The sequence below is a fragment of the Streptomyces sp. NPDC059255 genome (assembly GCF_042752355.1).
Taxonomy (GTDB): domain Bacteria; phylum Actinomycetota; class Actinomycetes; order Streptomycetales; family Streptomycetaceae; genus Streptomyces.
In genome coordinates, this window is the sequence record NZ_JBHYZP010000005.1 from 175,998 (window position 1) to 201,523 (window position 25,526).

Below are 25,526 nucleotides of genomic sequence, written 5' to 3' on the forward strand. Positions count from 1 at the left end.
CACGATGCCTCGCGTCGCGGATTGTGGGGGCCATACATCCCCGTGGCCCCGCAATGTCGTCTGCGTAATCCCGGCTACTGCTCCACATTCCTGTCCCACGTCTCAAACAGCACGCATTGCATAGCGGCACGCATTGCATATACGCGGGTATGGCGCGGCTCGATCAGTCGCGCCGTCGGCGTGTCCCCGTGTGCCCCTACGCCTGCGAGGCGTGTCCCTATGCCTCCGAGGCGAGGCGCTCGCCGATCATCCTGAGTCCCGCCAGGTCGTGCACATCTCCTGGCAGGGCTCCCACCTCGACCACCGCCACCTCGGGGTGGAGCGCGGTGAAGCGATCGCGCGTGCGCTGCTCGCGTGCGAGGACCTGCATGCGCTCGGCGTGCAGATACAGCAGACCGGCCGTGAGCTGTTCCACAGTTGTGACAGAAGGGGGCGCGTCCGTCGCGGCGGAAACGGACACATCCGCCGGAATGTCCCGGGGGGTCTTTGACGTCTCGGTGCTCTCCGGGGGGTCCGGGGTCTCTGATGTCTGTGGAGCCGGCGTCGTCACCGGGCTGTCTGACGTGTCTGGGGTCTTCTCGGTCCGGTCCGCGTCGGCGGCTGACGCGGCGGCTGGCTCGGCGGCTACGGGGGGCTCGACGGCTTCATGAAGCCCGTGCGGCTCGGACGCTTCGGGAGAGGAGCTGTCCGGGGTGGTAGCGCCACTGCGAGCATTCCCCCGTATCTGATCCACCATGCGCCCCTCCTCAAGATTTTCTGCCGCCGCGCGCGCCCGCTCCGCCGACAGCCGGTCCGCCCCGCTCCCGTGGACCCGGTTGAGGACCAGCCCCGCCAGCGGCATCTCCTCGGCCGCCAGCCGCTCCACGAAGTACGCGGCCTCCCGCAGCGCGTCCCGCTCCGGCGCCGCCACCACCAGAAAGGCCGTGCCGGGCGCCTGGAGCAGCCGGTACGTCGCGTCCGCGCGGGTGCGGAAGCCGCCGAACATCGTGTCCATCGCCGTCACGAACGTCTGTACGTCGCGCAGGAACTGACCGCCCAGCAGCTTTCCCAGCGTTCCGGTCATCATCGACATACCGACATTGAGGAATTTCATCCCGGCCCGGCCGCCCATCTTCGCGGGGGCCATCAGCAGCCGGATGAACTTCCCGTCGAGGAAGGACCCGAGCCGCTTCGGCGCGTCCAGGAAATCGAGCGCGGAGCGCGACGGCGGGGTGTCGACGACGATCAGGTCCCAGGAGTCGCGGGCCCGCAGCTGGCCCAGCTTCTCCATCGCCATGTACTCCTGCGTGCCCGCGAAACCGGCCGACAGGGACTGGTAGAACGGGTTCTCCAGAATGGCGCGGGCCCGGTCCGCGTCCGCGTGCGCTTCGACGATCTCGTCGAAGGTCCGCTTCATGTCGAGCATCATCGCGTGCAGCTCACCGGGCCCCTCGACGCCCTTGACCTGCCGCGGAGTGTTGTCCAGCGAGTCGATCCCCATGGACTGCGCCAGCCGGCGCGCCGGGTCGATGGTCAGGACGACGACCTTGCGGCCGCGCTCCGCCGCCCGTACACCGAGGGCCGCCGCGGTCGTCGTCTTGCCGACCCCGCCGGAGCCGCAGCACACGATGATGCGTGTCTCCCGGTCGTCGAGCAGCGGATCGATGTCGAGCGGGGCGGCCGCGGAGTCCAGCGTCATGCGAAGACCTCACCAAGTTCCCGTAGCTCTCCCGCCAGCCGGTAGAGACCGGCGAGGTCCATCCCCTCCCCGATGAGGGGAAGCTCGTACGCCGGCAGCCCCAGCTTGGCGAGCACGGCCCGCTGTTCGCGCTCCAGTTCCACGCGCTGGGCGTGCTCGGCGGCCTGTTCGAGCAGCGGCCCGACCAGCTTCGTGGGCGCGGGCACGCCGGCCGCGGCCAGTGCCTTGGCCACCTCCTTGCGGCGGTCCCCCGCCGCGGCGCGTACGGCCGCCTCGTCCAGGAGGTGCGGACGCACCATGTTCACGATCACCTTGCCGACCCGCAGCTCGGCGCCCTTCAGCTCGGCGATGCCGTCCGCGGTCTCCTGGACGGGCATCTCCTCCAGCAGCGTCACCAGATGCACCGCCGTCTCCGGCGACTTCAGGACCCGCATCACCGCCTGCGCCTGATTGTGTATCGGGCCTATCTTCGCCAGCCCCGCCACCTCGTCGTTCACATTGAGGAAGCGGGTGATGCGGCCCGTGGGCGGCGCGTCCATCACGACGTAGTCGTAAGTGAAACGTCCCTGCTTGTCCCGTCGGCGTACGGCCTCGCACGCCTTGCCGGTCAGCAGCACGTCCCGGACGCCGGGCGCGATCGTCGTCGCGAAGTCGATCGCGCCGATCTTCTTGAGCGCCCGCCCCGCGCTGCCGAGCTTGTAGAACATCTGGAGATAGTCGAGGAGGGCGCGCTCGGCGTCGATGGCCAGCGCGTACACCTCACCGCCGCCCGAAGCGACGGCGATCTTCCGTTCCTCGTAAGGAAGGGCTTCCGTCTCGAAGAGCTGTGCGATGCCCTGTCTGCCCTCGACCTCGACGAGAAGGGTGCGCTTGCCCTCGGTCGCGAGGGCGAGCGCGAGGGCGGCGGCGACCGTCGTCTTACCGGTACCGCCCTTGCCGCTGACGACCTGGAGCCTGCTCACGTATTCGAGCCTAACCAGTAAGGCCGCGGGCTACGCACGAGGCTGCCACCCGGTACGACTACAGTCGCCCCATGACCAAGTGGGAATACGCGACCGTGCCCCTTCTCGTGCACGCGACCAAGCAGATTCTGGACACCTGGGGCGAGGACGGCTGGGAGCTCGTCCAGGTCGTCCCCGGGCCGAACAACCCCGAGCAGTTGGTGGCCTACCTGAAGCGGGAGAAGGGCGCATGAGCGGCACCGTCGACGCCGCCCTCGCCGGGCTGGGGCTGACGCTGCCCGAGGTCGTACCGCCGCTGGCCGCCTACCAGCCGGCCGTACGGTCGGGCGCGTACGTCTACACCTCGGGCCAGATCCCGATGGTGGACGGCAAGCTTCCGGTCACCGGCAAGGTGGGCGCCGAGGTCACCGCGGAGGAGGCCAAGGAGCTGGCCCGCACCTGCGCGCTGAACGCCCTCGCCGCCGTGAAGTCGGTCGTCGGCGACCTGGACCGGATCGCGCGCGTGGTGAAGGTCACCGGCTTCGTCGCCTCGGCCGCGGACTTCACCGGCCAGCCGGGCGTCGTCAACGGCGCGAGCGAGCTGCTGGGCCAGGTCCTCGGCGACAAGGGCGTGCACGCGCGCAGCGCCGTGGGCGTGGCGGTGCTGCCGCTGGACGCGCCGGTCGAGGTCGAGATCCAGGTGGAACTGACCCAGGACTGACTGACCCAGAGCTATGCGTGGAGCCGGTCCCCGGTGGTCCGGCCTCGTGACCCTGAGAGGTCCCGTTCGGTACGTGCGGTACGGCACGTACGGGGCGGGGCCTCTCCGCGTACGCGAGGGGCGACGCGTGACCGGGTGCCTCTCGAACATCCTCCCGCCAGCGCATAGCATCCGGCCATGTCCAATGGTCAGTGGTACCCGCCCGAATGGCCCGAGCGGATCCGTGCCCTCGCCACCGGTGAGATCACCGCGGTGACTCCCCGGCGGGCCGCGACGGTGATGCTCCTGCGCGACGATCCCGGCGGCCCCGGCGTTCCCGGTGGTCCCGCCGTCCACATGCTGCGGCGCCGCGCCTCGATGGCCTTCGCCGCGGGCGCGTACGCGTATCCGGGCGGCGGAGTCGACCCCAGGGACGACGACCGCCTCGTCCGCTGGGCGGGGCCCGGCCGCGACGTATGGGCGCGGCGGCTCGGCGTGGACCCGGCGTCCGCGCAGGCCATCGTCTGCGCGGCGGTACGCGAGACGTACGAGGAGGCGGGTGTCCTGCTCGCGGGGGAGACCGCGGACACCGTCGTCGGTGACATCGGCGCCGCCGCCGACGGGGGAGGCGGCACCCCTGGCGACGACGCTGATGCGGACCGCGGCGCCGCCCGTAACGCCGACAGTGCTGCCGCTCGCGACGCCGACCGGGACGGCTGGGAGGCCGACCGCGCCGCCCTCGTCGACCGGGAGCTCTCCTTCGCTGAATTCCTCGACCGGCGCGGCCTGGTCCTGCGCAGCGATCTGCTCGGCGCGTGGGCCCGCTGGATCACCCCGGAGTTCGAGCCGCGCCGCTACGACACCTGGTTCTTCGTGGCCGCCCTGCCGCCGGGGCAGCGGACCAGGAACGCCTCGACCGAGGCCGACCGTACGGTGTGGATCAGGCCGTCCGAGGCGACGGAGGCGTACGACAAGGGGGAGCTGCTGATGATGCCGCCTACCATCGCGACGCTCCGTCAGCTCCAGCCTTACGGTACGGCCGCCGGCGCGCTCGCCGGGGCCGCGGGGCGTGATCTGACGCCCGTGCTGGCCACGGCCCGGATGGAGGGCGGGGAACTGGTCCTGAGCTGGCCGGGGCACGACGAGTTCACCAAGCGCGTCGACCGGGCACCCGCGTACGACTCGAACGCCCCCGGCCCGGACGTCCCCGGCCCGAACACCCACGGCCCGAACACCCACGGCGAGCAGCACCCGGCCGGAGGTCCCCGATGAGCGACGCAGCGCTCCTCCCCGGCCAGCCGCGCGGCGGAGTGCTCTCCGGCCCCGCCACCGCCCACGCCGTGAACGTCCTCGCCCCGAACCCCTCCCCGATGACGCTCGACGGCACCAACACCTGGATCGTCTCGGAGCCCGGCTCGGACCTGGCGGTCGTGATCGACCCGGGGCCGCTGGACGACGCCCACCTCAAGGCGGTCATCAGCGCCGCCGAGCGGGCCGGGAAGCGGGTCGCGCTGACCCTGCTCACCCACGGCCACCCGGACCATGCGGAGGGCGCGGCGCGCTTCGCGGCTCTGACCCGTACCGGCGTCCGCGCCCTGGATCCGGCCCTGCGGCTCGGGGACGAGGGGCTGGCGGCCGGGGACGTCGTCACCACCGGCGGGCTGGAGCTGCGGGTCGTGCCCACCCCCGGCCACACCTCCGACTCGCTCTGCTTCCATCTGCCGGCCGACCGCGCGGTGTTGACGGGAGACACGGTCCTGGGGCGCGGTACGACGCTCGTCGCGCACCCGGACGGCAGGCTCGGCGACTACCTCGACTCGCTGCGCAGGCTGCGCTCGCTCACGGTCGACGACGGTGTGGACACGGTCCTGCCGGGCCACGGCCCGGTCCTCGACGACGCGCAGGGCGCCGTCGAGTTCTATCTCGCGCATCGGGCCAACCGGCTCGCCCAGATCGAGACCGCGGTCGAGAACGGCCACCGCACCCCCGCGGAGGTCGTGGCGCACGTGTACGCGGAGGTGGACCGCTCCCTGTGGCCCGCCGCCGAGCTGTCCGTACGCGCACAGCTCGACTATCTGCGCGAACACGGCCTCATCCCGGAGTAGCGGGCCCCGGGCACGCACCACGGGCATGCGGAAGGGCCCCGCCATCATGGCGGGGCCCATCCGCTGAACTTCGGCTCAGCGGCTCAGCGGCCCGGTCGCTCAGCGGCTCTGTCGCTCAGCGCGAACGCTTCGCGAGGCGCTCCACGTCCAGCAGGATCACCGCGCGCGCCTCCAGCCGCAGCCAGCCGCGCTGGGCGAAGTCCGCGAGCGCCTTGTTCACCGTCTCGCGCGAGGCGCCGACGAGCTGGGCCAGCTCTTCCTGGGTCAGGTCGTGGACGACGTGGATGCCCTCCTCCGACTGCACGCCGAAGCGGCGCGACAGGTCGAGGAGCGCCCGCGCCACGCGGCCGGGAACGTCGGAGAAGACCAGGTCGGACATCTGGTCGTTCGTCTTGCGCAGCCGTCGCGCGACGGCACGCAGCAGCGCCGTGGCCACCTCGGGGCGGGCGTTCAGCCAGGGCTGGAGGTCGCCGTGGCCCAGGCCGAGGAGCTTGACCTCGGTGAGCGCGGTCGCGGTCGCGGTGCGCGGGCCCGGGTCGAAGAGGGACAGCTCGCCGATCAGCTCGCCGGGGCCGAGCACCGCCAGCATGTTCTCCCGGCCGTCGGGGGACGTCCGGTGGAGCTTGACCTTGCCTTCGGTGACCACGTAGAGGCGGTCGCCGGGGTCGCCCTCGTGGAACAGCGCGTCACCGCGCGCCAGCGTCGCTTCACTCATCGAGGCGCGGAGCTCCGCCGCCTGCTCGTCATCGAGCGCCGCGAAGAGCGGGGCACGCCGCAGAACGTCGTCCACGTGTTCTCTCCTTGTCGACCTGCTCAGGGAACCATGGTCCCCACCTGCTCAGGGGACCGTGGTCCCCATGATGCCGTACGTGCTGCTTCTTCTCGGGTGGCTCGGCATCCCGGGCTTTCTCCACCCTTCACCGAGATCCGTTTGTTCGAATCAGCTGTTCGAAACCGTGCGATCAGTCACAAGTTTGACGTACGTACGTGCCACACCGTGCCCGGAGGGCCGATTCGGGTGGTGATCCGCCATGGCCGGGGCGGATGTCGGTGGCGGGCTTTACGCTGGCCGGGTGTCCAACTCGCCGGTGACAGCGCAGGCCAAGGGGGCTGGAAGAGTGTCCGCGGAGCGTAATTCCGCTGTGGGCGAACAGCCTTCGGCGAAACCGAAAAAAGCCACAAAAGGTACAAAAGGCAAGGCGTCGCCCGCCGTGACCGGGGCCAAGGCCGGACCGGAATCGCGGCTGGCGATGGTCCGCAGGGCCCGCCGGATCAACCGCGAGCTGGCCGAGGTCTATCCGTACGCCCATCCCGAGCTTGATTTCCGGAACCCGTTCGAACTGCTCGTCGCGACGGTCCTGTCGGCCCAGACGACCGACCTCCGGGTCAACCAGACGACGCCCGCGCTCTTCGCGAAGTATCCGACGCCCGAGGACATGGCCGCGGCCGTGCCGGAGGAGCTGGAGGAGGTCATCCGGCCGACGGGCTTCTTCCGCGCCAAGACCAGGTCGCTGATAGGGCTCTCCACCGCCCTCCGGGACCGGTTCGACGGCGAGGTGCCGGGCCGGCTGGCCGATCTGGTGACGCTGCCGGGCGTCGGCCGCAAGACCGCCAATGTGGTGCTCGGCAACGCGTTCGGTGTCCCCGGGCTGACCGTGGACACGCACTTCGGCCGGCTCGTCCGGCGGTGGAAGTGGACGGAGCAGGAGGACCCGGAGAAGGTCGAGGCGGAGATCGCCGAGATCTTCCCCAAGAGCGAGTGGACGATGCTCTCGCACCGCGTGATCTTCCACGGGCGCCGGGTCTGCCACTCCCGCAAGCCCGCGTGCGGCGCCTGTCCGATCGCGCCGCTCTGCCCCTCGTACGGGGAGGGCGAGACCGATCCGGAGAAGGCGCGCAAGCTGCTCAAGTACGAGTTGGGCGGCTACCCGGGCCAGCGCCTGAGCCCGCCCGCCGACTACCCCGGCCGGCCGGCGCCGCCCGCCGCCCCGGCGCCGCGCGATTGAGCAGGTGGAGGAGGCGCGCCGTATGGGGCCGTATGAAGGTGCGGGGCGCAGCGGGCCGGGGCGGCCGAGTGGAACACACGATCGAGTGGAGCCGGACGGGGGCGGAACGATCCGGCCGATGGTCGGCGTTGTACGACGGGGGTGCTCATGACGCGCGCTAGAGAGACCTACAGCAGCGGGACCCACGGCAGGGGGACCCACGACGGCGGGACCCGAGCCGGTGAGGCCCACGACGGCGGGACCTACGCCGGCGGGGCCCACGACGGCCGGGCTCGCCGCAGCGGGGCCGACGACCCGTCGGCGGACGACATCGCCGTGACCGCCGACGGGCTGCCCGCATGGCTGGCGCCGGTCGCCGGCGCTGCCCGTAACGTCCAGGGCGAGCAGCTCAGCCGCTTCCTGCCGCCGGAGAGCGGCGCCGGCCGCCAGTCAGCCGTGCTGATCCTCTTCGGCGAGGGCGACCGGGGACCGGAGCTGCTGCTCATGGAACGGGCCAGCAGCCTGCGCTCGCACGCGGGACAGCCCGCGTTCCCCGGCGGTGCCCTCGACCCCGAGGACGGCGATCCGGCCACCACGGGCCCGCTGCGCGCGGCCCTGCGGGAGGCCGAGGAGGAGACCGGCCTCGATCCGGCGGGCGTCCAGCTCTTCGGCGTGCTGCCCAGGCTCTACATCCCCGTGAGCGGCTTCGTGGTGACGCCCGTCCTCGGCTGGTGGCGGGCGCCGACCCCGGTCGGAGTCGTCGACCCGGCGGAGACGGCCCGCGTCTTCACGGTCCCCGTGGAGGCGCTGACGGACCCGGCCAACCGCGCGACCGCCCGCCACCCCCGAGGCCACCAAGGACCCGCCTTCCTGGTCGAGTCGGCCCTGGTCTGGGGGTTCACCGCCGGGGTGATCGACGGGATCCTGCATCACGCCGGATGGGAGCGGCCGTGGGACCGCTCCCGGCAGGTCCCGCTCGACTGGCGTGCATGAAAGGCTGACCCAGTGCCCTGGCCCGGTCCGGGGCGACCGGAGACATTTCCGCGAGGCAAGCGAGGCTATTGACGGTGAACGTGCTGGACATCCTGCTGCTGCTCGCCGCCGTCTGGTTCGCCGTCGTGGGCTACCGCCAGGGGTTCGTCGTCGGCGTCCTTTCGGTGATCGGCTTCCTCGGCGGCGGTCTCGTCGCCGTCTACCTCCTCCCGGTGGTCTGGGCCAAGCTCACCCAGGACTCCGAGGTCTCCACGACGGCCGCGGTCGTGGCGGTCGTCATAGTGATCGTCTGCGCCTCGGTGGGGCAGGCGTTCACCACACACCTCGGCAACAGACTCCGCCGCTACATCACTTGGTCCCCCGCCCGTGCCCTGGACGCGACGGGGGGCGCGCTGGTCAACGTCGTGGCCATGCTGCTGGTCGCCTGGCTGATCGGCTCCGCCCTCGCCGGTACGTCCCTGCCGACGCTCGGCAAGGAGGTCCGCGGTTCGAAGGTGCTCACCGGCGTCTCCCAGGTCATGCCCACGGAGGCGTCGACCTGGTTCACGGACTTCTCGTCCGTCCTCGCGCAGAACGGCTTCCCGCAGGTCTTCAGCCCGTTCGCCAACGAGCCCATCCCCGAGGTCACGCCCCCGGACCCGGCGCTCGCCGGCAGCCCGGTCGCGGCCCGCGCCAAGAAGTCCATCGTCAAGGTCGTCGGCACGGCCCAGAGTTGCGGCAAGGTCCTCGAAGGCTCCGGCTTCGTCTTCGCCGACCGCCGGGTGATGACCAACGCGCACGTGGTCGGCGGCGTGAGCGAGCCGACGGTCCAGATCGGCGGCGAGGGCAAGCTGTACGACGCCAAGGTCGTCGTCTACGACTGGCGGCGCGACATCGCCGTACTGGACGTGCCGGATCTCCCGGCCGCACCGCTCCGGTTCAGCGAGGAGAGCGCGGCCAGCCGGGACGACGCGATTGTCGCCGGCTTCCCGGAGAACGGCGCGTACGACGTCCGCTCCGCCCGCGTCCGCGGCACCATCGACGCCAACGGCCCCGACATCTACCGCCGCGGTGAGGTCCAGCGCGGCGTCTACTCGCTCTTCGCGACCGTGCGCCAGGGCAACTCCGGCGGCCCGCTCCTCACCCCGGAGGGCGAGGTGTACGGAGTGATCTTCGCCAGGTCGCTCGACGACGCCGACACGGGCTACGCCCTGACGGTCGACGAGATCCGCGACGACATCACCCTCGGCCGGACCGCGAACCAGCAGGTCGACACCGAGGGGTGCGCGCTCTAGAAGAGGGCGCACCAGGGGTGCGTGCCACGGCCGCTCGCGGCCGGGGCGCCGCGACCCTAGCCGCGTTGATGGCGCAGCCGGGCCGAGACCCAGCGCGCCCTGCGGCGGAGAATCAGCGAAATGCCGAGCCGGGCATCATGGCCCTGATCTTCGGAGCCGCCCCTTCTGCGGGTGATCGGCCCCGAGGCCGAGCGGCGGTTGCGTGCTGCGTCACCGTAGTCGTGCGTCCAGCCCATACACCGACGTCTGCCCGTGCCCCATGGTCGGTAACCGCGCCCGAGGCGGCCAATCGGCCTATGCGCGCGGCATTTGGCTGTTCATAGGACAAGCGTTCGTGACGTTCGCCCAATGGGGTGTGCGCCGGTCTGCGCGCCGGTCACTTCCACCGCCGTCCGGCCGTTCAACGGTCCGGTTCGGGGTCCTTGAGCCAGTTGATGAGCTCCGACGAGAACGCCGCCGGATCCTCCTCGTGCGGGAAGTGTCCCAGACCGTCGAACAGCCGCCAGCGGTACGGCGCCTCCACGTACTCCGCAGACCCGGCCGTGCTGCGCGTACGCATCGCCGGATCGAGTGACCCGTGGAGCTGCAGGGTCGGCACCCGCACGGGCCGTTTCATCCGCCGGTTGAACTGGATGCCGTCGGGGCGCGCCATCGACCGCACCATCCAGCGGTACGGCTCGATCGAGCAGTGCGCCGTGGACGGAATGGTCATCGCCCGCCGGTAGACCTCGACGGTCTCGTCGTCGGGCAGCCGGGGCCCCGACCAGTCCCGGATCAGCCGCCCCACCAGCGCCGCGTCGTCGGCGAGCAGTTGACGCTCCGGCAGCCACGGCCGCTGGAAACCCCAGATGTACGAGCCGGCCCGGCTCTGCGAGAAGTCGGAGAGCATCGCCGAGCGCCAGCGGCGCGGGTGCGGCATCGAGGAGACCGCCAGCCGGCGCACCAGCTTGGGCCGCATCACCGCCGCCGTCCAGGCGAGGTAGCCGCCCAGATCATGGCCGACGAGCGCGGCGTCGGGCTCGCCGAGGGAGCGCACCACGCCCGTGATGTCGAGGGCCAGATTGGCGGGGTCGTACCCGCGCGGCGTACGGTCGCTGCCGCCCACCCCGCGCAGATCCATCGCGACCGCCCGGTACCCGGCCTCCGCGAGCGCCGGGAGCTGGTGCCGCCAGGTCCACCAGAACTGCGGGAAGCCGTGCAGCAGCAGCACCAGCGGCCCGTCGCCCATCTCGGCGATGTGGAAGCGCGCGCCGTTGGCCGCGACGTCGCGATGGGTCCAGGGCCCGTCGAGGCGTACGGCAGAACCCGGCGCCGGTGCGGGCCGGGCCGGTTCCGGCGAACTCGCCGGGGTCGAACCGGGAGTGACGCCGGGCTCGGAATCAGGGGCGGTCATGCAGTCGAGCGTGCCACAGTCTTGGAGCTTTCCCCGACCTCGCGGGGGTGGGGCTTCACATTCTGGAGCACGGCGGCGGTCTGCTTGGCCGAGGCGATCGACTTCTCCGGCGGCTTGACCTTCTTGAACTTCCGCAGCGCGATGAAGGCCAGCAGCCCGGCGATCACCAGGAACGCGGCGCCCACGATCAGGAACGACCAGGCCAGGCCCAGCCCCAGATTGTGGATCCCGTACGCGGCGGCGAAGCTCAGCACCGGCAGTGCGAACAGCGCGAACACCGCGGCGATGGCGATGGCCGCGCTACCCGCGACCCCGCGCTTGACGTCCTGCCGGACCTCCGCCTTGACCAGGGCGATCTCATCGTGCACCAGCGCGGACATCTCGGCGGTCGCCGAGGCGACCAGCTGACCGATACTGCGGTCCGCACCGCCGGCCTCGACAACGGTGCCGGTCGTGACGGCGTCGGCGACGTGCATGCCGGGGTCGCTCATCGGTGACTCCCTACCTTCTCGCTCTTCTCGTCTGCGGATCGCAGGTCGGTCCGTCTGCGGCTCGCAGGTGCGTCGGATGTCCGATCATGCCGGACCGGCGCCGTCATCGCGCGCCGCCCCCGCGTGTTCCGCCAGCCGTCGGTGTTCCGCGGCCTTCGCCTCGTACAGCGCGGCCATCCGCAAGTGGTACGCCGGATCGTCCTGTTCGTAGATGTCGGGGATGCCGTCCCGGTCCTCGTCGAGTTCCTCCGCCTCGTACAGCGCGCGGTACTCACGGACCCGCATCTTGAGCAGGATCCCTGCCAGTACGGCGGCGATCAGGGAGCCCGTCAGCACCGCGGCCTTCACCTCGTCGGTGAGCCCGGGATCGCCGGCGAAGGCCAGCTCACCGATGAGCAGCGAGACGGTGAACCCGATCCCGGCGAGCGTGGCGAGGGCGAAGACATCGGGCCAGGCCAGGTCCTCGTTCAGCTCGGCGCGGGTGAACCGTACGGCCAGCCACGTACCGCCGAAGATGCCGATCGCCTTGCCGACCACCAGCCCCAGGACCACCCCGAGGGTCTCCGGCTCGGTGAAGACCCGGCCGAGCGCGCCGCCGGAGACCGCGACGCCCGCCGAGAAGAGCGCGAACAGCGGCACCGCCAGGCCCGCGGAAAGAGGGCGGACGAGATGCTCGATGTGCTCCCCGGGGGACTGCTCCTCGCCCTCCCGGCGGGTGCAGCGCAGCATCAGCCCCATCGCGACCCCGGCGATGGTGGCGTGGACGCCGCTGTTGTACATCAGCCCCCAGATGACCAGGGCCAGCGGGACGTACACGTACCAGCCGCGCACCCCCGTGCGCAGCAGCAGCCAGAAGACGGCGAGGCCCGCGAAGGCACCGCCGAGGGCCAGGAAGTCCAGCTCGCTCGTGAAGAAGACGGCGATGATCAGGATGGCGAAGAGGTCGTCGACGACGGCGAGCGTGAGGAGGAAGGCGCGCAGCGCGGACGGCAGGGATGTGCCGAGGACCGCGAGGACGGCGAGGGCGAAGGCGATGTCGGTGGCGACGGGCACGGCCCAGCCGTCGAGCGAACCGCCGCTCACCGTGTTGACCAGCACGTACACCAGGGCGGGCGCGGCCATACCGGAGAGCGCGGCGATGACGGGGAGGGCGGCGGCCTTCGGGTCGCGCAGTTCCCCGGCCACGAGTTCACGCTTGAGTTCGATGCCGGCGACGAAGAAGAAGAGGGCGAGCAGGCCATCGGCGGCCCAGTGCTGCACGGAGAGGTCGAGGCCGAGCGAGCCGGGCCCGAGATGAAATGTGCGTACGGCGTCGTAGCTGCCGCTGAGGGGGGTGTTCGCCCAGACGAGAGCGGCGACGGCGGCGACGAGCAGCAGCACACCGCCGACGGTTTCGGTACGGAGCTGCTCCGCCAGGTAGTTCCGCTCGGGGAGCGAGAGCCGTCCGAGGAACGTGCGTACGGGCGTGGGCGCGGGCATTCGGTGTGCTCCGGTCAGGTCGGGTCGGCGGGCATGACGTATCACATGCCGACCAGACTTCCCGGCGCCCCTGTGGAGTTCTTGTTCATTTTTTGACGCGTTCCTCACCCTACCCGGACGCGTCGAACGGGGCGCCCGGGGTGCGGTCCGCGTGACGGACCGGGTCGTGACGGACCGGGTACAGAAGCCGCTGCCCCTGTACCCGGGCCGCGTGCGCTCAGTCCTCGCTGGTCGCGGTGGGGAGCTGGGTCTGGATCAGCTCCATGACGGAGGAGTCGGTGAGGGTGGTGACATCGCCGAGCTGGCGGTCCTCGGCGACATCCCGCAGCAGACGCCGCATGATCTTGCCGGAGCGGGTCTTCGGCAGTTCGGCGACCGGAAGGATCCGCTTGGGCTTGGCGATCGGGCCCAGCACACTGCTGACGTGGTTCCGCAATTCGGCCACCAGGCCGTCGTCCGCGGAGGCGGTGCCGCGCAGGATCACGAAGGCAACGATGGCCTGGCCGGTGGTGGCGTCGGCGGCGCCGACGACCGCCGCCTCGGCGACCTTGGGGTGGGAGACGAGGGCGGACTCGACCTCGGTCGTGGAGATGTTGTGGCCGGAGACCAGCATGACGTCGTCGACGCGGCCCAGCAGCCAGATGTCGCCGTCGTCGTCCTTCTTGGCGCCGTCCCCGGCGAAGTACCGGCCCTCGAAACGCGACCAGTACGTGTCGAGGAACCGCTGGTCGTCGCCCCAGATGGTGCGGAGCATCGACGGCCACGGCTCGGTGAGGACGAGATAGCCGCCGCCCCCGTCGGGCACTTCACGCCCCTCGTCGTCCACGACCGTGGCGGAGATGCCGGGCAGGGCACGCTGCGCGGAGCCCGGCTTCGTCGCCGTCACCCCGGGGAGCGGGGAGATCATCATGGCGCCGGTCTCGGTCTGCCACCAGGTGTCCACGACCGGGGTGCTGCCCGCGCCGATGTGCTCGCGGTACCAGACCCACGCCTCGGGGTTGATCGGCTCGCCGACCGAGCCCAGCACGCGCAGGGACGACAGATCGAACTTGGCGGGGATGTCGTCGCCCCACTTCATGAACGTACGGATCGCGGTCGGCGCGGTGTAGAGGATCGTCACCCCGTACTTCTGGACGATCTCCCAGAACCGTCCCTGGTGCGGGGTGTCGGGGGTGCCCTCGTACATCACCTGGGTGGCGCCGTTGGCGAGCGGCCCGTACACGATGTACGAGTGGCCGGTCACCCAGCCGATGTCGGCCGTGCACCAGTACACGTCCGTCTCCGGCTTGAGGTCGAAGACCGCGTGGTGCGTGTAGGCCGTCTGGGTGAGGTAGCCGCCCGAGGTGTGCAGGATGCCCTTCGGCTTACCCGTCGTGCCGGAGGTGTAGAGGATGAAGAGCGGGTGCTCCGCGCCGAACGCCTCCGGGGTGTGCTCCTTGGACTGGCGGCCCACGATCTCGTGCCACCACACGTCCCGCGCGCTGTCGAAGGCGGTGTCCTGCCCGGTACGGCGCACCACGAGGACGTGCTCGACCTGCGGGCACTTGGCGACGGCCTCGTCGATGGCCGGCTTGAGCGCGGTCGGCTTCCCGCGGCGGTACCCGCCGTCGGAGGTGATGACCAGCTTGGCGTCGGCGTCCTGGATACGGGAGGCGACGGCGTCGGCGGAGAAGCCGCCGAAGACCACCGAGTGCGCGGCCCCGATCCGGGCGCACGCCAGCATGGCGATCGCGGCCTCGGGGATCATCGGCAGATAGACGGCGACCCGGTCCCCGGTGCGGACACCCAGCTCGGTGAGGGCGTTCGCGGCCCGCGACACCTCGTCCTTCAGCTCCGCGTAGGTGAGGGTCCGGCTGTCACCGGGCTCGCCCTCGAAGTGGATCGCCACCCGGTCACCGTGGCCGGCCTCGACATGGCGGTCGACACAGTTGTACGCGACGTTCAGCTCCCCGTCGGCGAACCACTTCGCGAACGGGGGGTTCGACCAGTCGAGCGTCTCGGTCGGCTCGGTGACCCAGGTGAGCCGCCTCGCCTGCTCGGTCCAGAAGCCAAGCCTGTCCGCCTCGGCCCGCTCGTACGCCTCCGCCGTCACATTGGCGTGCGCGGCCAGCTCGGCCGGCGGGGCGAACCGCCGCTCCTCCTTGAGCAGGTTGGAGAGGGATGAAGTCTCGCTCATCGTCCCGTCTCCTCCTTGAGAAGATTGGCCAGGCTTTCGTTGCTCACGACATCTCCCTTTCCCAGGGCGTCCTAGCGTCCTATGTGTCCCGGGGCCGGTGCCCCGTCCGGCACGCTCTGCCCGTCGCGGGCGAAGAGTGCCGGTCGCGCCACTAGCTCATCAGGCGAACGACCGGGTGACAAGGGGCTTCTCTGCAGGCCCCCGGCCGCCCGGTTACCCGCGCGTGGCCCTCCCGACCCGGCCTCCCGCCCGGTGCCCTGCCGGGCGGGAGCGGCCCTCTTCCCTCGGACAGGTGCGTGGGAAGAGGAGGGAAGGGGCCACACACTCTCACGGATGCGGTACGCGGACGGTTCAGGCGCGCGACTCCTCCCGTTCGGTGGGCGAGACCCGGTTGAACACTTCCTCGTCCAGGGCGTCGGCCGCGCCCGCCCCGGCGCCGTCCGCCAGCAGGTACGCCTGGGCCTCGCCGACGTGGAAGTACATGCCGTGCAGCGCCAGCCGGTTCTCGGCGAGTGCGCGCGCGACCGCCTCATGGGCCCGGAGATGCTCCAGCTGCTGGATCACATTGGTCAGACAGAGCTGCTCGACCACGTCGTCCGTCGGCCGTCCGGAGATCCCGGCCCACGCGTGCTGACGGCTCTTCATCCGCGCCAGGCTGGGCTGCCCGTGGCGCAGCCACCGCGTCAGTGGGGTCCCCGGCGCGTCGGGGTCGCCGGGACGCTGCTCGGGCGTGTTCAGCAGGGCCTGCATCGCGCCGCACCCCGAGTGACCGCAGACGGTGATCGACTCCACGCGCAGCACGTCCACGGCGTACTCGATCGCGGCCGCCACACAGTCGTCGGCGCTGTCGGCCCCCGGCAGGGGCACCAGATTCCCCACGTTCCGTACGGTGAAGAGGTCGCCCGGGCCGCTGGATGTGATCATGCTCGTGACCAGCCGGGAGTCGGCGCAGGTGAGGAAGAGCTGGGAGGGGCGCTGGCCCTCGCGCGCCAGCCGCGCCAGCTCGCCGCGCACCAGCGGGGCCGTATTGCGCTGGAAGAAGCTGAGCCCGCTGGCCAGTTGCAGCCCGCCCGACCACGGGGCCTCATCGCCGCTCCGGTGGTGATTGCGCCACGGCGTCCAGGGGCCGCAGCAGACATGCGGCTCACCGGAGGGCGGCTCCGCGATGCTGCCGCCCTCCCGGCCGGTGAACTCGGCCGCACCACCCTGGGCGATGTGCGCGGTGCGCCAGTCGTGCAGAGCCTCGTACGCCGCGTGATCCATGAACGACCCGTCCAGCTCCACCACGCATCTGGCCTCCTGCGGGATCTGGTGCAGCATCCGGCTGAGTCTCGGCACGGCGAGGAAGGTCAACTGGCCCCGGGCCCGCACCCGGTGGACGCCGTCGCGCTCCTCCACCGTGATCCGTGTTCTCGCCAGCCGGTGCAGCGCGACCGCCACGGCCACGGCGATGCCGATCACGACCCCCTCCAGCACTCCGGTGAGCACCACGGCGGTGATCGTCACCGCGTACACCAGCATCTCCCGGTTCCGGCGCACGCTGCGCAGATGCGTGATGTTCACCATCTGGACCCCGACGACCATCACCAGCGCGGCGAGGGCCGCCAGCGGGATCAGATCGAGCACGGGCACGAGCAGCAGGGCCGCCACCGCGATCCACAGGCCGTGCAGCATCGTCGAGCTCCGGCTCACCGCCCCGGCGGCGACATTGGCGGAGCTGCGCACGGCGACCCCGGTGACGGGGAGGCCGCCGAGCGCGCCGGAGAGCAGATTCCCCGCGCCCTGTCCGGCCAGCTCCCGGTCGAGCCGGGCGCGCGGGATCCGGATGCCGGGTGTCTTGCGCGCGGCCACCAGTTTGTCCACGGCGACCGCGGAGAGGAGCGATTCGACGCTGGCGACGAGAGTGATCGTGAGGACGGCGGCGAGCAGCCCGAGCGCCGGTCCCTCGGGCAGTTCGGGCAGGGCGTGACTGCTCCAGGACGGCAGGTCGCCCCGTTCCAGCCGCAGCCCGGCGAGAGCCGCCGCCGTGGTCGCGAGGGCCACCGCGGCGAGCGCGGCCGGGATCTTCCGCACCACCCGGCCCGCGTTCCCCGGGATACGCGGCCACAGGAGCAGCACCGCGACCGTCAGGGCGCTCACGAAGAGCGCGCCGGGATGCAGGTTGGCCAACTGTGCGGGCAGCCCGCGCACGTTGGAGACGGCGGAGCTCTGCGGCGAACCGCCGAGCACGATGTGCAGCTGGGCGAGGGCGATCGTCACACCGATTCCCGCGAGCATGCCGTGGACGATCGCCGGGCTGACGGCGAGTGCGGAGCGGGCCACCCGCAGCGCGGCGAGGCCGAGTTGGGCGAGGCCCGCGCAGATGGTGATGGCGCAGGTGGTGCGCCAGCCGTACCGCTGGATCAAGTCGGCGGTGACGACGGTGAGCCCGGCCGCCGGCCCGCTGACCTGGAGCGGCGCTCCGCCGAACCGGCCCACGACCAGCCCCCCGACCGCGGCGGCCACCAGGCCCGCCTGGAGTGGTGCGCCGGTGGCGAGCGCGATGCCCAGGGAGAGCGGGAGCGCGATCAGGAAGACGGAGATGGACGCGGAGAGATCGGCCCCGGCGATCCGGAACCTGTGGCCGCCCGGCGGCGCGGGGCGGGCGGGACGGTCGGTCTGACTGGGAACGCAGGCGGTCATGATTTCCGTCCCCTCCGGGCGGCTGGCGGACACCTGTTCGGCGCCCGGTTCAACTCTTGGTAAACGGATCGTAATGGAGGGTAAAGATTTATGTAGGTCATTTCGGGCAAATGGACTAGTTATTCACTCGGGGTAGCGATTAGTCATTTTGTCCGGCTTGTCGTTTCTTCTTCTTATCGGTCTCGGTGCGAGGTTGTCCGCGCTCGACGCCGCGTCGGCAGTCGCCGCTCGGCACTTCGGTACGGAATCTGAAGGAAGAGGTGGGCGGATGCTGGCCGCCACAAAACGGATCTCCTTCGGCGCGGCTGTCATGGCGCTCGCCGTCGGTCTCGCCGGATGCTCCGGTGCCCAGGGCGCCAGGGAGGGGGCGGCGAAGGGCACCCAGGCGGAGAAGGGGGCGCCCGGAGCGCAGAACGCCGTACGGCTCATCGGTGACGGCTCGACCGCGTTCACCGGTGCGCAGCCGCATCTCTCCGCGCCGCAGCGGCTGAAGCCCGGCCAGAAGCCCCCGCAGTTCGTGGTGTTCTCGTGGGACGGCGCGGGCGAGGACAGCCAGCAGCTCTTCTCGCACTTCCGGGAGGTGGCCCGGAAGTACAACGCGAAGATGACGTACTTCCTGAGCGGCGTCTACCTGCTCCCCGAGGAGAAGGCCCAGCAGTACGAACCGCCGAAGCACCTGCCCGGCCAGTCGGACATCGGCTTCAACGACACCAAGGGGATCAAGGACACCCTGCGCGAGGTGCGGGCCGCCTGGAGCGAGGGCAATGAGATCGGCACCCACTTCAACGGCCACTTCTGCGGCAACGAGGGCGGCGTCGGCACCTGGTCCGTCGACGAGTGGAAGAGCGAGATCAACCAGGCCAAGTCGTTCGTGAAAGGCTGGAAGACCAACGCGGGCCTCCAGGACGAGGCCCCGCTGCCCTTCGACTACGACAAGGAGCTGATCGGCGCCCGTACGCCGTGCCTGGAGGGCCAGAAGAACGCGATGCGGGCCGGCCGGGAGCTCGGCTTCCGCTACGACTCCAGCGGCATCGGCAACCAGGTCTGGCCGAAGAAGAAGGAGGGGCTGTGGGATGTCCCGCTCCAGCTCGTCCCGGTGCCGGGCCGCGAGTTCGAGACGCTCTCGATGGACTACAACTTCATGTACAACCAGTCGGGGGAGTCGAGCGGCGAAGAATCGCAGCACACGTACTGGGGCAACCAGATGCGTGACGGCCTGCTCCAGGCGTTCGACCGTGCCTACGCGGGCAACCGGGCCCCGCTGATCATCGGCAACCACTTCGAGTCCTGGAACGGCGGCACGTACATGCGCGCCGTCGAGGAGACCATCAAGACGGTCTGCACCCAGAAGGACGTGCAGTGCGTGACCTTCCGCCAGCTTGTGGACTGGCTGGACGCGCAGGACCCGGCGACCCTGGAGAAGCTGCGGGGCCTCGGCGTGGGCGAGGCCCCGAAGGGCGGCTGGGCGGCCTACACGGCGGCCACCGCCCCCATGAACTCCGCCTCCCCGGCCGCCTCGGCATCCCCGGCGGCTTCCGCGGGAAGCTGAGCGGCCGGCCGGCTTCTCGTCAGGAGGGCTGGGGCAGGGCGAGTGCTTCGCTGAGGACGAAGGCGGGGTCGACCTGGGCGGCCAGGTCGACACCCGTCTTCGCGTTGCCCCAGTTCTCGGCGTTCCTGAGGTGGAAGTGGACCATCTGCCGGGTGTACCGCTCCCAGTCGCGCAGCTCGTACGAGTCCTCCGCCGTGTCCTGCATCGTCTGGAGCGCGCAGCGGTTGTCCGCCTCCAGCAGTTCGAACCGGGCGGGTCGGCCCTTCTCCATCGCCCGTACCCACTCGGAGTGGCCGACCGTGACGAGCAGGTCCTCGCCCACCTCGTCGCGGAGGAACTCCACGTCGTCCCGGCCCTGGACCTTGTTGCCGACGACCTTGAGCGAGATCCCGAAGTCCCGTGCGTACTCCTTGTACTGGCGGTAGACCGACACGCCCTTGCGGGTCGGCTCGGCGACCAGGAACGTCATGTCGAACCGGGTGAACATCCCGGAGGCGAAGGAGTCCGAGCCGGCCGTCATGTCGACGACCACGTACTCGTGGGGCCCGTCGACGAGGTGGTTCAGGCACAGCTCGACCGCGCCGACCTTCGAGTGGTAGCAGGCCACGCCCAGATCGGACTCCGAGAACGGGCCGGTGGCCATCAGCCGGATCTCGCCGTCGTCGAGAGCCACGGGGCGGGCGCACGCGTCGTACACCGGGTTGTTCTCGCAGACCCGCAGCAGCCGCGATCCCTCGCCCGGCGGCGTTGTCTTGATCATCGAGTCCGCCGAGGAGATCCGCGGGTTGGTGCCCCGCAGATACTCCTTGATCAGCGGCAGGTGTGCCCCCATCGCGGGCAGTGTCGCGGCTGCTGTGTCGTCGAGGCCGAGCGCGGCTCCGAGATGCTGGTTGATGTCGGCGTCCACTGCGACGACGGGGGCCTCGTTGGCGGTCAGGTGGCGGATGAAGAGCGAGGACAGCGTCGTCTTGCCGCTGCCGCCCTTCCCCACGAAAGCGATCTTCATGTTCACGTAGGGTAGCCGCATTCTCGCTGCGGGTGAGGTGCTTGTGTGGAGAAGACCACTCCAAGGTGGGGCGTACGCGCGGGGCGCGTAGCCTCGCTACTTATGAGTACGACAGCCTCTGACGCTTCCTCCGCGCCATGGCCGGAGGACCCCCTGGCCACCCTGGCGGCTCTGCCGGGCGTCCCCGACGCCGTGGACTCCGTGCGAAAGGCCGTCGACCGGGTGTACGGCCACCGAGTGATGCGGCGTCGCGGAGGCGAGGTCACCTCCGAGGCGGCCCTGCGGGCGGCGCGCGGTTCCGCCGCGCTGTCCGGAGCGGACTGGGCGCTCGAAGAGGTGCGCCGACGCAGCGATTTCGGGTCGGACGCCGAGGCGCGTACGGTCGGTGCCGCCCTGCGGCTGAACGCCGAGGCGGGCCAGTTGCTCTCCATCTGGTCGCAGTCGCCGCTCCGGGTGCTGGCCCGGCTGCACCTGGTGGCGGCCGGCGGTGCCGGGGTGTCCGACCGCACCGTGGGGCGGCCCCGGCTGGCGGGTGAACCGGTCGTGGAGGCGCCCGGTTCCGACCTCGCGGCTTCCGGCCCTGCGGTTTCCGGTGCCGGAGCGCTGCTGCCCGACGGGGCGTTGCCCGAGGGGGCGCCGGCCGCGGGGCCGTGGGCCGAGGCGCCGTTGCCGGGCGCGGACGAGGTGGCCGCACGGCTGGACGGACTGGCCCGGCTGGTGATCGCGACCAGCGCGGCGCCCGCGCTGGTGACGGCCGCGGTGGTGCACGGGGAACTGCTGGCGCTGCGCCCCTTCGGGTCGTACAACGGCCTGGTGGCGCGGGCGGCCGAGCGCATCGTGCTGATCGGCAGCGGTCTCGACCCCAAGTCGATCTGCCCGGCGGAGGTCGGTCACGCCGAGCTGGGGCGCGCGGCGTACGCGGCCGCCTTTGACGGTTATCTGACCGGGACTCCGGAGGGCATGGCGACGTGGATCGCGCACTGCGGTCGCGCCGTCGAGCTGGGGGTACGGGAGTCCACGGCCGTCTGCGAGGCCCTGCAACGGGGCGCGGCCTGAGGCCCGGCCTCCCCGTCCGTCCTGCCCGTCGCGTTTCGCCGCGTTTCGTCCTGGGGGCAGCCTGCTGTCCATGCCCCGAACGAAGTTGCGGCGGTACCGTGGGGGCACCGCCGCTGGCATGTCCGTCGAGTTACCAAGCGTCCTCGTGTATTTGCCCATCAGGTCGGGTACTTTGCCCGTCGCCTGGTGCGGCTGGCCCGTAATCGACGGGTCGACGTCGCGTGGGTGCTCGGCTTCCATGCTCGGTCCGTGGGGCCTGGTGCGTATAAAGGTGATCCTCTCGGATGTCCTTGGTCTCGCGGGCCGTTGAATCCTTTGTACTCCAGTCCGCCAGGATGCGGAACCCCCGGCCCCACTTCTTTACTTTTAGGTTCAAACACGGGCAAAGAGAGCGGACTGCCGACGGCGGCTGGCGTACCAGACCAGTCCGGCCGTCGCCGCCGCCGCGCCCACCGCGGCCGCCGCGACCAGGGCGGGGCGGGGCGGCATGGAGAAAGCGGGCAGGCGCTGCTTCAGCCGGACGGGCCGGTTGAAGACGAGAACCGGCCACGCGCGCGCCACCGCCTCGCGCCGCAGCGCCCGGTCCGGGTTGACGGCGAAGGGGTGGCCGACCGATTCGAGCATCGGCACATCGGTGATGGAATCGCTGTAGGCGTAACAGCGGGCCAGGTCGTATCCCTCGGACGCGGCGAGCGCCTTGACCGCCTCAGCCTTGGTCGGCCCGTACGCGTAGTACTCCACCTCGCCGGTGAAGCAGCCGTCGGGGCCGACGACCATCCGGGTGGCCACGACGCGGTCGGCGCCCAGCAGCTCGCCGATGGGCTCGACGACCTCCGCGCCCGAGGTGGAGACGATCACCACGTCGCGGCCGGCGGTGTGGTGCTCCTCGATGAGGGACGCCGCCTCGTCGTAGATGATCGGGTCGATCAGATCGTGCAGGGTCTCCGCGACGATCTCCTTGACCTGCCGGACGTTCCAGCCCTTGCAGAGCGCGGAAAGGTACTCCCGCATCCGCTCCATCTGGTCGTGGTCCGCCCCTCCGGCGAGGAAGACAAACTGTGCGTACGCGGTGCGCAGTACGGCGCGGCGGTTGATCAGGCCGCCTTGGTAGAAGGACTTGCTGAAGGTCAACGTCGAAGACTTCGCAATGACCGTCTTGTCCAGGTCAAAGAAGGCTGCTGTGCGCGGCAAGGAGTGGTTTTCCACGGGGTCGAGCATATGCGCCCACCATTCGGCGTAAGGTGCGGCGCGTGGGTTTGCCTGAGAAGGCTCTCGGGTACACCATGGAAGTCACGGATCGTTCGCGACCGTGCTAACCCGGTCCGGCTCCTCCCCCCCCCCCCGAGTCGGCCGTGGGGACGACCCCCGCTCTCCCCCCCGGCGGGGGTCGTCGCATGTCCGGACGCGTTTTGGGCCTTCGAGCCACGGCGTCCCCCTCTCCTCGATCTCTACGCGCGACAGCCTCGGCGCCAGCATGCCCGTCACGGTACGTAGTCAAGGCGCTCCGCTCTGGAAGTCACCGGTATGAGCTACCGGGATATTCACAACTGGTGAGTTGTCCACAGTTTTTCAGCAAGATCCACACGATTTCTTGTTGTCCTGCACGGTGATTCCGGCCGCGAACTTCGCGGAAGCCGGAATCAGGGATACCGGATCAGTGCGAGATCGCGGAGAGAAGCGCTCGCGGATACCGGATCACGTCAGAGATAGGGGGCGGAGATCGTGGCTGGATCCATGACATCCGATCGCTCGCACGGGCCGGACGGACACCGGGCCGGACCGCTGATCCTCACCGAGGACGCGGAGTTGCTCGACGACCTGCTGCGCCTGTGCGCCGCGGCCGGCGCCGAGCCGGAGGTGCACCACGCGGTGCCGGAGCGGAAGGGCTCCTGGGAGGACGCGCCGATGGTCCTTGTCGGGGACGACGCGGCGGCCCGCTGCCGGGGTGCTACGCGCAGGCGCGGGGTGATGCTGGTCGGGAAGGACCAGGACGACCCGGAAGTGTGGCGGCGGGCGGTGGAGATCGGCGCCGAGTGTGTACTGCGGCTGCCGGACGCGGAGAACTGGCTGGTGGACCGCATCGCGGACGCCGCCGAGGGCGTGGGCCGACCGGCGCTGACCGTCGGGGTGATCGGCGGCAGGGGCGGCGCCGGGGCCTCGACGCTCGCCTGCGCGCTGGCCGTCACCGCGGCGCGCGAGGGCCGGCGCACGATGCTCGTCGACGGCGATCCGCTCGGCGGAGGGCTCGACGTGCTGCTCGGCGGTGAACAGACCGAGGGGCGGCGGTGGCCGGATTTCGCGGCTTCCAAGGGGAGGGTCGCGGGCGGCGCCCTGGAGGAGTCGCTGCCCCTACTGCACCAACTGAGGGTTCTCAGCTGGGATCGTGGAGATTCCGTGGTGGTCCGGCCGGAGGCCATGAGATCGGTGCTGGCCGCGGCCCGCAGGCGCGGCGGTGTGGTCGTCGTGGATCTCCCGCGCAGAGTGGACGAGGCCATGGCCGAGGCGCTGGCCCAGGTGGACGTGGGACTGCTGATGGTCCCCGCAGAGCTGCGGGCCGTCGCGGCGGCCGGGCGGGTGGCCTCGGCGGTGGGCATGGTCCTTCACGACCTGCGCGCGGTGGTCCGCGGACCCTACGCCGCCGGCCTCGACGGACAGTGGATCGCCGACGCGCTCCGCCTTCCGCTGGCGGGTGAACTACCGCTGGAGCCGGGGCTGTCGGAGGCGATGGAGAACGGAGCACCGCCGGGAGCCCGGGTGCGCGGGCCGCTCGCGGCGTTCTGCACGGCCTTCTGGGAGCGGGCCTTCGCCGCCGACGGGAGCGTGCCCGCATGACCTCCACGATGCCTCTGAAGCCCCTGTCCCCCTCCGGGGCCGGCGGGCTGCTCGACGCGGTGCGGCAGCGGCTCGCGGAGAGCGGGGCCGAACCGACCCCGGCCGGGGTGGCCGCCGCCCTGCGGGCGCAGGGACGGCTGCTGGGCGACTCGGAAGTGCTCGGGGCCGCCGAGGAGTTGCGGTGCGAGCTGGTGGGCAGCGGCCCGCTGGAACCACTGCTCGCCGATCCGTCCGTGACGGATGTGCTGGTCTCCGCACCCGACCGGGTGTGGGTGGACCGGGGCGGCGGTCTCGAACTGACGACGGTGTCCTTCGCGGACGCGGCGTCCGTACGGAGACTGGCGCAGCGGCTCGCCGCCGTGGCCGGGCGCAGGCTCGACGACGCCAGGCCCTGGGTCGACGCCCGGCTTCCGGACGGCACACGGATGCACGCGGTGCTGCCCCCGGTCGCCGTCGGCTCGACCTGTCTGTCGCTGCGGGTGGTGCGCCCCAAGGCGTTCTCGCTCGCGGAGCTGACCCGGGCCGGGACGATCCCACCGGGCGGCGAGCGGCTGCTCCGCGCGCTGCTGGACGCCCGGCTCTCATTCCTGATCAGCGGCGGTACGGGCACGGGGAAGACGACGCTGCTGTCCACCCTGCTCGGTCTGGTCGGAGCGCGCGAGCGGATCGTACTGGCCGAGGACTCGGCCGAGTTGAGGCCGGACCATCCGCATGTGGTGCGGCTGGAGGGCCGCCCGGCGAACCAGGAGGGCGTGGGCCTGGTGACCCTGCGGGACCTGGTCCGCCAGGCACTGCGGATGCGGCCGGACCGGCTGGTCGTCGGTGAGGTCAGAGGACCGGAGGTCACCGAACTGCTGGCCGCCCTCAATACGGGACACGAAGGAGGCTCCGGCACGGTGCATGCCAACACGGCCGCGGACGTGCCCGCGCGGCTGGAGGCCCTCGGAACGGCGGCAGGGCTGGACCGGGCGGCCCTGCACAGCCAATTGGCCGCGGCGCTGTCCGTCGTGCTCCATCTGGTGCGGGATCGCGACGGGCGCAGGAGGCTCGCCGAGGTGCATGTGCTGGAACGGGACGCCGCCGGACTCGTGGTGCCGGTACCCGCGCTGCGCCGGCGCGTGGACGGCTTCGCCCACGACCGCGGCTGGCCGCGGCTGCGGGCGCTGCTCGGGGGTGCGCTGTGACC

At 71.2% G+C, this 25,526-nt stretch carries 22 protein-coding genes; 11 read left to right on the top strand and 11 right to left on the bottom strand.

Features of this window, described 5'->3' with window-relative positions; all coding sequences use genetic code 11:
- Window positions 1–217 precede the first annotated feature (217 nt).
- Both ACFXKG_RS09600 and ACFXKG_RS09605 read right to left on the bottom strand, forming a co-directional pair.
- A complete protein-coding gene (locus ACFXKG_RS09600) occupies window positions 218–1,678 on the bottom strand; it encodes an ArsA family ATPase (protein WP_384834926.1) in 1,461 nt (486 codons plus the stop codon).
- Window positions 1,675–2,640, bottom strand: coding sequence for an ArsA family ATPase (locus tag ACFXKG_RS09605; RefSeq protein ID WP_384834929.1), 966 nt, complete (start codon window positions 2,638–2,640; stop codon window positions 1,675–1,677). Before ACFXKG_RS09605 ends, ACFXKG_RS09600 begins: the two co-directional genes overlap by 4 nt.
- Window positions 2,641–2,711: 71 nt before the next feature.
- Between ACFXKG_RS09605 and ACFXKG_RS09610 the strand changes: the two genes are divergently transcribed.
- The 4 genes from ACFXKG_RS09610 to ACFXKG_RS09625 all read left to right on the top strand — a co-directional run bounded on the left by ACFXKG_RS09610 (window position 2,712) and on the right by ACFXKG_RS09625 (window position 5,424).
- Window positions 2,712–2,873 carry a DUF4177 domain-containing protein gene (locus ACFXKG_RS09610; RefSeq protein WP_106965770.1) on the top strand — a complete coding sequence of 54 codons (162 nt, stop codon included), beginning with the start codon at window positions 2,712–2,714 and terminating at the stop codon, window positions 2,871–2,873.
- Window positions 2,870–3,340 (top strand): RidA family protein, encoded by a 471-nt coding sequence (locus ACFXKG_RS09615; protein WP_384834932.1) that lies wholly within the window; start codon window positions 2,870–2,872, stop codon window positions 3,338–3,340. The genes ACFXKG_RS09610 and ACFXKG_RS09615 overlap by 4 nt, the downstream gene beginning before the upstream one ends.
- 177 nt (window positions 3,341–3,517) lie before the next feature.
- A complete protein-coding gene (locus ACFXKG_RS09620) occupies window positions 3,518–4,591 on the top strand; it encodes an NUDIX hydrolase (RefSeq protein ID WP_384834935.1) in 1,074 nt (357 codons plus the stop codon).
- On the top strand, window positions 4,588–5,424 hold the full coding sequence (locus ACFXKG_RS09625) for an MBL fold metallo-hydrolase (RefSeq protein ID WP_384834938.1): 837 nt from the start codon (window positions 4,588–4,590) through the stop codon (window positions 5,422–5,424). The genes ACFXKG_RS09620 and ACFXKG_RS09625 overlap by 4 nt, the downstream gene beginning before the upstream one ends.
- Before the next feature lie 115 nt (window positions 5,425–5,539).
- On the opposite strand, the gene ACFXKG_RS09630 is transcribed toward ACFXKG_RS09625, so the two are convergent.
- The gene (locus ACFXKG_RS09630) at window positions 5,540–6,214 is read right to left on the bottom strand and encodes a Crp/Fnr family transcriptional regulator (protein WP_015034542.1); all 675 of its coding nucleotides are present in this window, start codon (window positions 6,212–6,214) and stop codon (window positions 5,540–5,542) included.
- Between the two features lie 352 nt (window positions 6,215–6,566).
- On the opposite strand from ACFXKG_RS09630, the gene nth reads away from it, so the two are divergent.
- The 3 genes from nth (at window position 6,567) to ACFXKG_RS09645 (ending at window position 9,676) form a co-directional block, all read left to right on the top strand.
- Window positions 6,567–7,430, top strand: a complete 864-nt coding sequence (nth, locus tag ACFXKG_RS09635; RefSeq protein WP_384834942.1) for an endonuclease III — start codon at window positions 6,567–6,569, stop codon at window positions 7,428–7,430.
- A gap of 147 nt (window positions 7,431–7,577) precedes the next feature.
- Window positions 7,578–8,402, top strand: coding sequence for an NUDIX hydrolase (locus tag ACFXKG_RS09640; RefSeq protein WP_384834944.1), 825 nt, complete (start codon window positions 7,578–7,580; stop codon window positions 8,400–8,402).
- 74 nt (window positions 8,403–8,476) lie between these two features.
- On the top strand, window positions 8,477–9,676 hold the full coding sequence (locus tag ACFXKG_RS09645) for a MarP family serine protease (protein ID WP_384834947.1): 1,200 nt from the start codon (window positions 8,477–8,479) through the stop codon (window positions 9,674–9,676).
- A gap of 56 nt (window positions 9,677–9,732) precedes the next feature.
- On the opposite strand, the gene ACFXKG_RS09650 is transcribed toward ACFXKG_RS09645, so the two are convergent.
- The 6 genes from ACFXKG_RS09650 to ACFXKG_RS09675 all read right to left on the bottom strand — a co-directional run bounded on the left by ACFXKG_RS09650 (window position 9,733) and on the right by ACFXKG_RS09675 (window position 17,897).
- On the bottom strand, window positions 9,733–9,912 hold the full coding sequence (locus ACFXKG_RS09650) for a hypothetical protein (RefSeq protein ID WP_365806278.1): 180 nt from the start codon (window positions 9,910–9,912) through the stop codon (window positions 9,733–9,735).
- Between the two features lie 164 nt (window positions 9,913–10,076).
- Complete coding sequence (locus ACFXKG_RS09655; protein ID WP_384834951.1) at window positions 10,077–11,069, bottom strand: alpha/beta fold hydrolase; 993 nt, start codon at window positions 11,067–11,069, stop codon at window positions 10,077–10,079.
- Window positions 11,066–11,560, bottom strand: coding sequence for a phage holin family protein (locus ACFXKG_RS09660; protein ID WP_384834954.1), 495 nt, complete (start codon window positions 11,558–11,560; stop codon window positions 11,066–11,068). The genes ACFXKG_RS09655 and ACFXKG_RS09660 overlap by 4 nt, the downstream gene beginning before the upstream one ends.
- An 84-nt stretch (window positions 11,561–11,644) precedes the next feature.
- A complete protein-coding gene (nhaA, locus tag ACFXKG_RS09665; protein WP_384834957.1) occupies window positions 11,645–13,039 on the bottom strand; it encodes a Na+/H+ antiporter NhaA in 1,395 nt (464 codons plus the stop codon).
- Between the two features lie 217 nt (window positions 13,040–13,256).
- Window positions 13,257–15,215: an acetate--CoA ligase gene (gene acs / locus ACFXKG_RS09670; RefSeq protein WP_384834960.1), complete on the bottom strand. Its 1,959-nt coding sequence runs from the start codon at window positions 15,213–15,215 to the stop codon at window positions 13,257–13,259.
- 351 nt (window positions 15,216–15,566) lie between these two features.
- Complete coding sequence (locus ACFXKG_RS09675; protein ID WP_384834962.1) at window positions 15,567–17,897, bottom strand: bifunctional SulP family inorganic anion transporter/carbonic anhydrase; 2,331 nt, start codon at window positions 17,895–17,897, stop codon at window positions 15,567–15,569.
- 268 nt (window positions 17,898–18,165) lie between these two features.
- On the opposite strand from ACFXKG_RS09675, the gene ACFXKG_RS09680 reads away from it, so the two are divergent.
- Window positions 18,166–19,446: a hypothetical protein gene (locus ACFXKG_RS09680; RefSeq protein WP_384834965.1), complete on the top strand. Its 1,281-nt coding sequence runs from the start codon at window positions 18,166–18,168 to the stop codon at window positions 19,444–19,446.
- Window positions 19,447–19,465: 19 nt separating this feature from the next.
- Here the strand turns inward: ACFXKG_RS09680 and ACFXKG_RS09685 are convergent, their stop codons facing one another.
- Entirely contained in the window at window positions 19,466–20,452 is a 987-nt protein-coding gene (locus ACFXKG_RS09685; protein WP_384834969.1) for an ATP-binding protein, read from the bottom strand.
- A 102-nt stretch (window positions 20,453–20,554) separates the two neighbouring features.
- On the opposite strand from ACFXKG_RS09685, the gene ACFXKG_RS09690 reads away from it, so the two are divergent.
- Window positions 20,555–21,508 carry an oxidoreductase gene (locus tag ACFXKG_RS09690; RefSeq protein WP_384834972.1) on the top strand — a complete coding sequence of 318 codons (954 nt, stop codon included), beginning with the start codon at window positions 20,555–20,557 and terminating at the stop codon, window positions 21,506–21,508.
- A 372-nt stretch (window positions 21,509–21,880) separates the two neighbouring features.
- Here ACFXKG_RS09690 and ACFXKG_RS09695 read toward each other — a convergent pair whose 3' ends face one another.
- Window positions 21,881–22,726 (bottom strand): HAD family hydrolase, encoded by an 846-nt coding sequence (locus ACFXKG_RS09695; RefSeq protein ID WP_384834975.1) that lies wholly within the window; start codon window positions 22,724–22,726, stop codon window positions 21,881–21,883.
- 516 nt (window positions 22,727–23,242) lie between these two features.
- On the opposite strand from ACFXKG_RS09695, the gene ssd reads away from it, so the two are divergent.
- Together ssd and ACFXKG_RS09705 are read left to right on the top strand one after the other, a co-directional pair.
- Entirely contained in the window at window positions 23,243–24,340 is a 1,098-nt protein-coding gene (ssd, locus tag ACFXKG_RS09700; RefSeq protein WP_384834977.1) for a septum site-determining protein Ssd, read from the top strand.
- Window positions 24,337–25,524, top strand: a complete 1,188-nt coding sequence (locus ACFXKG_RS09705) for a TadA family conjugal transfer-associated ATPase (RefSeq protein ID WP_384834980.1) — start codon at window positions 24,337–24,339, stop codon at window positions 25,522–25,524. The genes ssd and ACFXKG_RS09705 overlap by 4 nt, the downstream gene beginning before the upstream one ends.
- The last annotated feature ends 2 nt before the right edge of the window (window positions 25,525–25,526 follow it).

Bases quoted from the DNA above. Each gene is read 5' to 3' on its own strand.
- ACFXKG_RS09675 (WP_384834962.1), bottom strand. From the start codon at position 17,897: ATGACCGCCTGCGTTCCCAGTCAGACCGACCGTCCCGCCCGCCCCGCG.
- ACFXKG_RS09640 (WP_384834944.1), top strand. From the start codon at position 7,578: ATGACGCGCGCTAGAGAGACCTACAGCAGCGGGACCCACGGCAGGGGG.
- ACFXKG_RS09690 (WP_384834972.1), top strand. From the start codon at position 20,555: ATGAGTACGACAGCCTCTGACGCTTCCTCCGCGCCATGGCCGGAGGAC.
- ACFXKG_RS09620 (WP_384834935.1), top strand. From the start codon at position 3,518: ATGTCCAATGGTCAGTGGTACCCGCCCGAATGGCCCGAGCGGATCCGT.
- ACFXKG_RS09610 (WP_106965770.1), top strand. From the start codon at position 2,712: ATGACCAAGTGGGAATACGCGACCGTGCCCCTTCTCGTGCACGCGACC.
- ACFXKG_RS09705 (WP_384834980.1), top strand. From the start codon at position 24,337: ATGACCTCCACGATGCCTCTGAAGCCCCTGTCCCCCTCCGGGGCCGGC.
- nhaA (WP_384834957.1), bottom strand. From the start codon at position 13,039: ATGCCCGCGCCCACGCCCGTACGCACGTTCCTCGGACGGCTCTCGCTC.
- ACFXKG_RS09695 (WP_384834975.1), bottom strand. From the start codon at position 22,726: ATGCTCGACCCCGTGGAAAACCACTCCTTGCCGCGCACAGCAGCCTTC.
- ACFXKG_RS09625 (WP_384834938.1), top strand. From the start codon at position 4,588: ATGAGCGACGCAGCGCTCCTCCCCGGCCAGCCGCGCGGCGGAGTGCTC.
- ACFXKG_RS09685 (WP_384834969.1), bottom strand. From the start codon at position 20,452: ATGAAGATCGCTTTCGTGGGGAAGGGCGGCAGCGGCAAGACGACGCTG.
- ssd (WP_384834977.1), top strand. From the start codon at position 23,243: ATGACATCCGATCGCTCGCACGGGCCGGACGGACACCGGGCCGGACCG.
- ACFXKG_RS09600 (WP_384834926.1), bottom strand. From the start codon at position 1,678: ATGACGCTGGACTCCGCGGCCGCCCCGCTCGACATCGATCCGCTGCTC.
- ACFXKG_RS09660 (WP_384834954.1), bottom strand. From the start codon at position 11,560: ATGAGCGACCCCGGCATGCACGTCGCCGACGCCGTCACGACCGGCACC.
- acs (WP_384834960.1), bottom strand. From the start codon at position 15,215: ATGAGCGAGACTTCATCCCTCTCCAACCTGCTCAAGGAGGAGCGGCGG.
- ACFXKG_RS09655 (WP_384834951.1), bottom strand. From the start codon at position 11,069: ATGACCGCCCCTGATTCCGAGCCCGGCGTCACTCCCGGTTCGACCCCG.
- ACFXKG_RS09680 (WP_384834965.1), top strand. From the start codon at position 18,166: ATGCTGGCCGCCACAAAACGGATCTCCTTCGGCGCGGCTGTCATGGCG.
- ACFXKG_RS09650 (WP_365806278.1), bottom strand. From the start codon at position 9,912: ATGGGCTGGACGCACGACTACGGTGACGCAGCACGCAACCGCCGCTCG.
- ACFXKG_RS09615 (WP_384834932.1), top strand. From the start codon at position 2,870: ATGAGCGGCACCGTCGACGCCGCCCTCGCCGGGCTGGGGCTGACGCTG.